This is a genomic window from Pseudogemmobacter sonorensis (assembly GCF_042762395.1).
GTDB lineage: Bacteria > Pseudomonadota > Alphaproteobacteria > Rhodobacterales > Rhodobacteraceae > Pseudogemmobacter > Pseudogemmobacter sonorensis.
Window position 1 is genome coordinate 1 of record NZ_JBEFZE010000057.1, and the last position, 8,194, is coordinate 8,194.

Annotated in this window: 9 protein-coding genes and 2 pseudogenes; 1 reads left to right on the forward strand and 10 read right to left on the reverse strand. The window is 62.3% G+C overall.

Annotated elements, in window-relative coordinates; genetic code table 11:
* Positions 1 to 111 precede the first annotated feature (111 nt).
* A pseudogene (locus tag ABNX41_RS21065) lies at positions 112 to 369 on the reverse strand (ATP-binding cassette domain-containing protein); the annotation flags it as partial.
* Here ABNX41_RS21065 and ABNX41_RS21070 point away from each other — a divergent pair.
* Positions 287 to 580 carry a hypothetical protein gene (locus tag ABNX41_RS21070; protein ID WP_438671664.1) on the forward strand — a complete coding sequence of 98 codons (294 nt, stop codon included), beginning with the start codon at positions 287 to 289 and terminating at the stop codon, positions 578 to 580. The pseudogene ABNX41_RS21065 and the gene ABNX41_RS21070 sit on opposite strands and share 83 nt — an antisense overlap.
* Before the next feature lie 112 nt (positions 581 to 692).
* Here ABNX41_RS21070 and ABNX41_RS21075 read toward each other — a convergent pair whose 3' ends face one another.
* The 9 genes and pseudogenes from ABNX41_RS21075 to ABNX41_RS21115 form a co-directional block, all read right to left on the reverse strand.
* Entirely contained in the window at positions 693 to 830 is a 138-nt protein-coding gene (locus tag ABNX41_RS21075; RefSeq protein WP_438671656.1) for a hypothetical protein, read from the reverse strand.
* Between the two features lie 15 nt (positions 831 to 845).
* On the reverse strand, positions 846 to 2,114 hold the full coding sequence (locus tag ABNX41_RS21080) for a glycosyltransferase (protein WP_438671657.1): 1,269 nt from the start codon (positions 2,112 to 2,114) through the stop codon (positions 846 to 848).
* Positions 2,111 to 3,319 carry a peptide deformylase gene (locus ABNX41_RS21085; protein WP_438671658.1) on the reverse strand — a complete coding sequence of 403 codons (1,209 nt, stop codon included), beginning with the start codon at positions 3,317 to 3,319 and terminating at the stop codon, positions 2,111 to 2,113. The genes ABNX41_RS21080 and ABNX41_RS21085 overlap by 4 nt, the downstream gene beginning before the upstream one ends.
* Before the next feature lie 33 nt (positions 3,320 to 3,352).
* Positions 3,353 to 3,700 (reverse strand): acyl carrier protein, encoded by a 348-nt coding sequence (locus ABNX41_RS21090; protein WP_438671659.1) that lies wholly within the window; start codon positions 3,698 to 3,700, stop codon positions 3,353 to 3,355.
* 268 nt (positions 3,701 to 3,968) lie between these two features.
* Positions 3,969 to 4,184: pseudogene (locus ABNX41_RS21095) on the reverse strand (KR domain-containing protein); the annotation flags it as partial.
* Between the two features lie 59 nt (positions 4,185 to 4,243).
* On the reverse strand, positions 4,244 to 4,858 hold the full coding sequence (locus ABNX41_RS21100) for a hypothetical protein (RefSeq protein ID WP_438671660.1): 615 nt from the start codon (positions 4,856 to 4,858) through the stop codon (positions 4,244 to 4,246).
* 7 nt (positions 4,859 to 4,865) lie between these two features.
* The gene (locus ABNX41_RS21105) at positions 4,866 to 5,504 is read right to left on the reverse strand and encodes a DUF6778 family protein (RefSeq protein WP_438671661.1); all 639 of its coding nucleotides are present in this window, start codon (positions 5,502 to 5,504) and stop codon (positions 4,866 to 4,868) included.
* A gap of 259 nt (positions 5,505 to 5,763) precedes the next feature.
* Positions 5,764 to 6,558 (reverse strand): Hint domain-containing protein, encoded by a 795-nt coding sequence (locus ABNX41_RS21110; RefSeq protein WP_438671662.1) that lies wholly within the window; start codon positions 6,556 to 6,558, stop codon positions 5,764 to 5,766.
* Between the two features lie 647 nt (positions 6,559 to 7,205).
* Positions 7,206 to 7,838 carry a hypothetical protein gene (locus ABNX41_RS21115; protein WP_438671663.1) on the reverse strand — a complete coding sequence of 211 codons (633 nt, stop codon included), beginning with the start codon at positions 7,836 to 7,838 and terminating at the stop codon, positions 7,206 to 7,208.
* Positions 7,839 to 8,194 lie beyond the last annotated feature (356 nt).

An 8,194-nucleotide genomic window follows, 5' to 3' on the forward strand; every position in this document is an offset into this window, starting at 1 on the left:
TGCACTGACAGAAGCGCCGGATGGCCCGATCTCGCTGACCGATCCGGATGCGCGCGCCATGGCGACGCGCGCCCGCAACAGCGGCATGGTCGGCCACAACGTCCAGAGCGCCGTCGATACAGAGACCTCGGCCACCACCCCCATGTCGTGGATGATGAACAGGACCGACATGCCGGTTTCCGCCTGCAAATCCTTGATCAGGTCGGGGATCTGGCCCTGGATGGTCACGTCCAGCGCCGTTGTCGGTTCGTCGATGATCAAGAGGCGCGGGCGCGCGGCCAGTGCCATGGCGATCATTACCCGCTGGCGCTGGCCCCCGGACAGCTTGTGCGGATGGGTGCCGAAGCGGTCGCGGGCGTTGGGTAGCCGCCACGGATGGATCCTTTCTGGCAAGTTGCCGGGCCACCGCGTCCACCTCTTTGTGGGAAGCGAGAAGTTGCGCGGCAAAACTGCCGCGCCATTCCGCTACATTGGCGTGCCGCACTTCGCCGGATGGCACGGCGAGGTCCCGATCACCGTCGACTGGGGCCTGCCGGAGCCCGTGCCACAACACTTCCGCAAGGTGCTGGGCGTTCCTTGAACTGATGCGATGGGACGGAAACCCGGACTGCGGGCGTGGCGGCATCCAGCCGCACCGTCACGAGCCCGATGATCAGATCAATCGGCGCAGTCGCAACCGGTGTGTCCACCGACTACGCCGCTGCCAAGGGTGCGGCGAACTCGGCTGCCACAACTTCCGGCACAATCAGCTTGCCCTGCCGCGCCGACGTCCGCCAGGAGGACAGGTGGCTGGCCTTCACAGGGCCCGATATCAGGGTGATGTGGCTCATCGACAGGCAGGCTTCCTACCGCCCCCCTTGGCTGTTGCCGATCAGCACTCGCATCATTTCCTCCTTGCGAGCGAAGACGACACGGCTGTCATGCTTCTCCAGAATGAAGGCGCGGGCCTTTGCTCCGATGGCTCGTGCCTCGGTTCGGTGATCGAGCGCCCATTCCACGGCATCGGCCACCTCGTTCGCATCGTCCATATCGACAACTGCACCGGTTTCGAAATCCTCCAGCAATTCGGTCACGGTCGGGGTATCCGAGCCCACGACATAGCAGCCGGTCGCCATCGCCTCGGAAAGCGACCACGAGGTCACGAAGGGTTCGGAAAAATAGATGTGCGCCCATGACGCTTGAAGCAGCCGCTGATACTCCGGGCGCGCCTGCATGGGAAATATGTGAAGCCGTCCGTGATCGAGCGCCAGTTCGTCGATCATGCGCAGGCGCCAACTTGTGTCGGCAGGCAGCTTGTCGCCATAGCACACCTTGTCGTCGGCCAGCACCACGGCGTGGAGGTCGTCGCGCCGTCGCTGCAGGACCTCGACTGCGCGCAGAAACTGCGGAAAGCCGCGCAAGGGTTCCATTCCTCGGGTGGCATAGGTCACGACCGGCGTTCCGGGCGGCAGGCTGAGCCAGTCGAAATCGAGATGCGCGTCGGGGTCCGGGCGGTGTGTCTGGCAATCTACCCCATCCGAGACGACTTGCAGCAGCGGACGCAGAGATGGCGGAAAGCGGCTGGCCTGATAGTCGGTCGGACACCAGTTGGCGTCGGCGCTGTCGAATTCGGCGATGATCGGCAGGTTCCGCATGCGATCCACGATGACCGAAGACAGCGTCGAGGGGCGTTCCGCCCGCCCGCCGCCGCGCCAGTCGCGGTCGGTGTAATACCATTCGTGATAAGCGATGTAGCGCGTCTCGGGCCAGATCTGCTTGACGCACAGGCCAACGCCCCAGCCGACATGGGCGATCACCACGTCGGGGATGTAGCCACGCTGATGGCGCAAGCGATAGAACAGTTCCGCCGCGCCCAGAGCGTTGCAGGCTGCGTAATCGAGGGGGTAGCGGAAATTGTTCTTCTCAATGGTGGTCCGGCGCGGGTGAAAGCCCATGACACGGATGCCGTCCTCGAATCTTTCGACCACATCGGCGCTATAGGCAAGGGTCACGTCCCAGCCGTTGGCAGCAAGCCACTTGCCCAGAAACTCGAACTGGCCGCCGAAGGCCATATGCAGAAGCAGGACCGAGGGCTTCGCCCCGTCTTCGGACACGGAAGGAAGGGCAACGGTCATAGCAGTTGCCGCCCGCCGTCCTTGCGCAGGTATATCCACGGTTCGGACAACGTATCCACAAAATCGATGCCACTGGTGGCGCCGCCGCTGATCATGCGGGCGCGAATCTGCGCCTCGCCCTCCCATGTCTTGCGGGCGGCATAGATCACTTCGCCCTTGGGCGAGGGATAGGCCAGGACGTTGGGGAAGACGCGCTGCAGCAGATGCTCAAGCGCGGGGTCCTGCGCAGGCATGGCGATCAGCAGCGTTCCCGTCATGCCGTCAAGCCTCCGTGCGAATTGCCGCAGGTCCGCCTCAACTGGCAATGGCGCGTCAGGCGCGGCGACCTTGTCGAAAAGCACGACGTCGAGCGGCGCCTGTCCCGCCGCGAGGCCACTGCCGTCAAGCGGGTGGCGGTGAAAGGCCCCCGCAATCCCCAGCCTTTCAAGCAAAACGACCGGGATCGCGGCCTCGGGCCCATAGATCTTGGCCCCGCGCGAGATCAGCAGCGCGGCCACGACCACGGGCAGGTTTTCAGCCTGGTTGAAATACACGTGCCGCAGCGGCGTCAGAACCGATATCAGCCCCAGCATCTTGCGGTGCCGCTTTTCGATGGGCAGCATGGGATTGAGCCCGTCGAAGCTGCAAAGCGCGCCCTCGGTCCCGTCGGGGTGGAACGCAACGCGGTTGAGGCCGGAAAAGCGCAGAATGTCCCCGTCCCTTGCGCTGTATAGACCGGCGTTCAATACGCCGAACCAGCTCTCCCCCACGCGTAGGCAGTGCCGGTGATAGGCGGTCAGCCAATCGAAGGGATCCGGTCGCTCCATCAGGTCAAGCGCCATCTGGGCCTCGAAAGCCTGCACGCCCTCGAGCTTCAAGACGAACTGTTCGCCCCTCAGGCCTGTTCCGCTCATGGTCACATTGCGGGCGCGCAGGACGCTGCGGCGGATCGGGCCGGTCTGGGGGCAGGTCTCGGCAACGTTGATGACCAGATCGGACGCCTCGATCAACCTGGGGTTCAGAAGATAGCGAACGTCGTCGCCCCGGCGCGACGCGATCACCCGCACCGGCAGGCCGTAGGCCGGGGCCGCCACGACGCGATCCCGGCGCGGGGCCAGAACGTCGCTCAGCAGGCGAAGGGCGGCGCGTGTATCATCGTCCTCAAGCCGGGCAGCGAGCGGTTTCATGTATATTCTGGGATCGGGATAGGCGAGTTGTTCTGCCATCTGTGGGAAACCTTCCTTACAGGCGCATGGCGATTACTGCGGCTGCGCCAGCCGTGCTTGCGACAAATCGGCCGGGGAGGCGTCCTTGTCCCGGTCCTCCTCGTCTTCGTCGCGGATGCGGGCCAACAGGCTGGCTGCCAGCCGCGCGCCGGTCATTTCGTTGGACAGGGTCATCACCGGCAGCGAGCGGCCGAACCGGCGCTCGACCTCTAGCTGCATTTCCATGGCCATCAGAGAATCGATGCCATAGCGCGCAAGCGATCTGTTGAGGTCGAATTGCTCGGGCGGCATCCGGAGGATCCCGCTCATGATATCCCTGATCTCCTGGCCGACGACATTGATCGCGGGCAGCCATTCCATGGTGCGCAGGCGCTCGACCATCTCGTCCGCGACAGAGTGGTCGCCCGCATGCGCGGGCACCAGCCGGGCAAAGGATGCTCCGCCAAGCGCAGGTAAAAGCGGGGCAAGTCTCGCCCAGTCGACCGAGGCGAAGTGATAGTCCTCGGGGGCGGAGGAGGGGGGGGGCCAGCGCCCGCATCAGCTCGGCCTCGACTTCAGCGATGGAAAGCAGGCCGATCCCCCCCGTCTTCGACAACTGCGCCGCGACCAGGACCTCACGCGTCAGATAGCCGGTGTCGCCGATGGGCCCCCAGCCGATGGAGAGACCCGGCAGGCCATCGCGGCGGCGCTGTTCGGCGATCCGCTCGATGGCGGCATTCGCGGCGCCATAGGCCACCTGCCCCGGATTGCCCAGTTGCGCGGCGATCGAAGAAAAGAAGATCACATGCGCCGACTGCGCCGCGCGGGTAACCAGTATTGCCGTTCGGTCATCGGACCGCTCCCTGATTGCGGCCGACCGAGCCAGACCGTGACGCGGTCATACGAGTTGGCCGGGCGGCCAGACGGGAGAAGAGCGAGGTGAGGTTAACCATCGACCGCTCCATTCCAGCGGCGCGTCAGGCCCCAGAAAACCACCATCGCCTCGCAGGACGTGAGTATGTGGCAACCTCTGTCATCGATTGCACTGGCAAGATCGCCCGTCTGGGAAAGAACGATCTCGGGCCTGGCGAACCACAGGGAATATCGGGGGGCGGTGGCGGCCCCAATCGCGGCCTCCTGTGCCATAGGCCAAAGATCGGCAAGATAAAGAAGTCCCCCCACGGCACCGGTCGCCAGTTCGACCTCGGCACCGCAGACGAACATGTAACGACGCGGATCGCCGACATATCGGCCACCCGTCGCGACTGTCGCTGGCAATTCCATAAGGGCTTGATCGTCCTGCCAGCACTCGATGCGAAGCAGCGGCCTGAAGCCGCTCCGGGTCAGAAGCTCCATCCCTGAGACCAGCGCGGACACCGGGAACTGCCCATTACGGGTGAAAACGATATCCTTCGCGAGAAAGACGCTGCGGTCGGCCGGTCCGGGCTCGGGTCGACCGCAGCGGTGAACCGCCATGGCGGTATGCTCGCTGCAAGGGGCATTTGCCGCCCTTTGCAACCGCGCGGCCGCCATGTCGATAATCCTCACCCGCGCCGCCATCTTCAGCTCAGGCCCCTATGCGGGCGAACTTGCTGCGGATATCCGGCCCGGTGCCCAGCCAACTGCGCATCGTTGCCGCGATATGGCTTTCGATCGCCGACTTCCAACGGGCCCCAGGCAGGTTTAAGCTGGCATTGGGGTCGTCCGCCGCCACAAGACCAGGCAGGTCGGCCTGAATTCGTTCCGGGCCCGCCAGGAGCGCTCCGGTCCTCGCATCGGTCACGACCAGATCGAAACCGACCGAATGCACGCCGGTCCCCGAGGGCGCCGCATAATAGGCTTTGGGGGTCATTGAATGGAATCGTGTCAGCGTCGCGGTCAGAATTACCGTTTGCGGGCCCTTCAGCCCGGCGACCCCGGCAGAGATACCGTCCCCAACAATGGCTGCGACCTGTGCCCGGCGATCTCCGGGCGGATCGCCCTGCCAGACGATATCGGCCTTCGGAATATAGCTGTTGACATCGTTGACGACGAGATCGTCAGGGACAACCACGTTCACCTTCGCGACCTTCCATTCCGTCTTGGCCGCAGTCGGACCGGAGTGCGCATAATCCGTAGTGAACGTCCTGCTACATGCCGAAAGACCAATCGTCGCTGCACCGATCAACAATGCAAACGCAATACGTTTGGAAAGAGCCAATATCATTTTTTTACCCTTTTGTTGGCGCCGGACCTGAGATTTACCCGGTATTCCTTGGATCGGATCGGCGAAGGCCGAAAGAATTCTACGAGCATACCAGCCATTCCTATGGCCGCCCCCGCCAGATAGAGGCCAAAGGAGAGTCATATGGATCCGCCCATGAGGAAGGCAGATTCTGGCGGCAGCGCCAGAAAGACTCCCCGTCCCGATCGCCACCGGGCCGTTGATCCTGCTCGCCGAGCCGACCAGTCCCTTATCGAAACAATCAGGCATCTGAGTTCACTTTCACCCCACATCCTCGCCGCGCTCGAGGATCGTCCGGCCGACAAATGAAAAGGCCGGATTGGACGATCGCCCGCTGCTCTTCAGGACCGAGCACCCGTCGGACCAGGCCGCCGCCCACGCCGGGACAGGCAACCCAAACACCGTTGCACTGGATCAGTTCCGGTTGGTCAAAAACCGGGATCACGAACCCTGTTGAAGCGTTCCGGCAGGACGAGACGTGAGTGCCATTTTCAAAGGCGCCGATGTCGGCAAGGAGTTCAGATTCAGAAGTCAACGCCTTCAGGAGCCAACCTCGCAGAAAAACCAATTGATCCGAAAGCAAAGGCAGCCGCTCTTTCGCGCCGAAAACTCCAGGTGAAATCTCCAAAATCCTGCTGGTAGAGGCAGGGGAAATCACTAGTATATGCCTGATTGTCTGCTTGCTATTGTCCAATGTCTGAACACAATCGCCCGGCCGCAGGTCGAAAATTATGGTGTTCCCGCGATCCGTTTGAACATTGGCCTCTTCGGCGATGCCACCCATCAAATCCACACCGCGGTATCCAGCTTGGCTTCGAAAATCTCCCCGCATATGCGCATCCGACATAAAATTACTTTGCATCATGTTGCGATCACTTGATCCTGAAAAAACGAGGTTGGGATTTTTCCCCTCATAATCACGCAGCCAATCCTGGCGGCGACCTGTATTTCGCACCGGACAATCGCGCTTCTGAAAACCGATTTCTGAAACGCTATAGGGTTTGAATCGAAGAACTCGAAGCGTTGCGTTTTGCACGTATTTTCGGAACTTCTCGCCAACGAGAAATTACGGAACCAAGGTGAGAGTGCGATCATCATGTCGGTCGCCCTCTTGTGGCGGCGCGGAACATGACAAGCATGGCGGTGACGAACCCGCCGCCCGATAGACCGAGCAGAACCGGCTGCCGAGCGCCGTCCTTTAGGGTTAAGAGGCCCGGCTGCGTGGAGCGATGGAAAGCTGTGCAAGGCATCACCCGGCGCGACCCCCGCCGCACAGAGTCCACCCGCAGCTCGAATAGCTCACCTCCGGCGACGGGAAATAGCCGACGCCAGGGGAGGGGAGCAGCCGTGGCGTCGACCCAGTGCAGTGCGAGCCGCATCCTCGTCTGCTTTGGCTCCTGCCGGTTTTGCAGACAGACACGGGCGAGCTGAATCTTAGTCGCTCCATCCGGCGGGCGGTTATTCTACGCTCGGCATCGTTTACTCGACAACACGCGCCGCGACCCGAAATCTGACTCTCCCTCCGCGCTTCGCGCTGGTCGCGCGGCAGGCAAGACCAGCGCCCCAGTCCGCAATCTTCTACGTGAATTCGACGGCTTCCGAAGCCAAGATGAAGGATTTGGCTTCCACCCGCGACGACTGTCACGAATCCCCTCAAGACTTCGCATATCGGCATGAGGCCCGTCATTTCCTGGCCCCGAAGATGGTATTGAACGCCCTCCGAAGGCCAATCGCCAAACCTCGATGCTCCGGATCGGCGGACTGATCCGGCGTGCCTGAGCGGACTGCCCCCTGCGGCGAAGCCTCGCCCGAAAGGCGGTCAATTGCGCTGAGGACGCCCAGCTTGAGTTCCGTGCGACCGACTGGTAGCCTGACGGAAACACCCGGCGCATCGATTCCTGCCCAGACGCGCGCACTATTCGGCTCGAAGGCAGCGCTTCTAAGCACGACAATAGGAACTTCGGGCGCATACTGCCGGAAACGCGATGCAATCGATGCACCGGCTGCTGGACCTGTATAAGCCTCGTTGATCACGAGGCATTCGAGCTTTCCGTTACGATTGGATATCCATTCCGGCGGAATGCTTCGGTCCGTGATGATCATCACGATTGCGCCCAGTTCCTCGACCCATGTGCAAAGCTGACGGCCAGCAGAATCGTAGGAAGTTACAAAGGCAATCGGCCGGAGACCGGCACCAACCCCTGAGAGACGTTGATCGAACGTATGGAAAATGCGCTCAAGACCGGCATCAATCTCAGGGATAAACCCTCGCCCGGAAGATCCGCTCTCGAGTGTGTCATGGGAGAACTGCCTCATCGCCCCTCCCTGCACCGAAACCAGGTGGCGATGTGGGAAAGGCTAAGCCCGAACAGCAGGCCAACGAAAGACCACACCGCCCAAGAGAGCAAGATACCCAAGATGCCGAACCCGCAAAGGGCAGCGACGACAACCCCGAGTGCGCCGACTAACATATTGAAAATAAGGGAAACTACAACTACGCGCCCATCGCCGCCTTCGTCATGCGCCCATATGCCTGACGCGACGGAAGTGACCCCTTTAGCGCGCGGGTGAGCAGGCCCGTGGCGGCGTAGCTTTCCAGCTGGCGCAGCCGACGCGGGCCTGCGTTTTGGAGGGTGTTCAGGCTCGGGTTTTGATGCGCCAGCTGTCGTTTC

What these genes read in the sequence shown, in the direction of transcription:
- ABNX41_RS21070 (WP_438671664.1), top strand. Translation starts at nt 287, where the DNA reads ATGGCGATCATTACCCGCTGGCGCTGGCCCCCGGACAGCTTGTGCGGA.
- ABNX41_RS21075 (WP_438671656.1), bottom strand. Translation starts at nt 830, where the DNA reads ATGAGCCACATCACCCTGATATCGGGCCCTGTGAAGGCCAGCCACCTG.
- ABNX41_RS21080 (WP_438671657.1), bottom strand. Translation starts at nt 2,114, where the DNA reads ATGACCGTTGCCCTTCCTTCCGTGTCCGAAGACGGGGCGAAGCCCTCG.
- ABNX41_RS21085 (WP_438671658.1), bottom strand. Translation starts at nt 3,319, where the DNA reads ATGGCAGAACAACTCGCCTATCCCGATCCCAGAATATACATGAAACCG.
- ABNX41_RS21090 (WP_438671659.1), bottom strand. Translation starts at nt 3,700, where the DNA reads ATGGTCGAGCGCCTGCGCACCATGGAATGGCTGCCCGCGATCAATGTC.
- ABNX41_RS21100 (WP_438671660.1), bottom strand. Translation starts at nt 4,858, where the DNA reads ATGGCGGCGCGGGTGAGGATTATCGACATGGCGGCCGCGCGGTTGCAA.
- ABNX41_RS21105 (WP_438671661.1), bottom strand. Translation starts at nt 5,504, where the DNA reads ATGATATTGGCTCTTTCCAAACGTATTGCGTTTGCATTGTTGATCGGT.
- ABNX41_RS21115 (WP_438671663.1), bottom strand. Translation starts at nt 7,838, where the DNA reads ATGAGGCAGTTCTCCCATGACACACTCGAGAGCGGATCTTCCGGGCGA.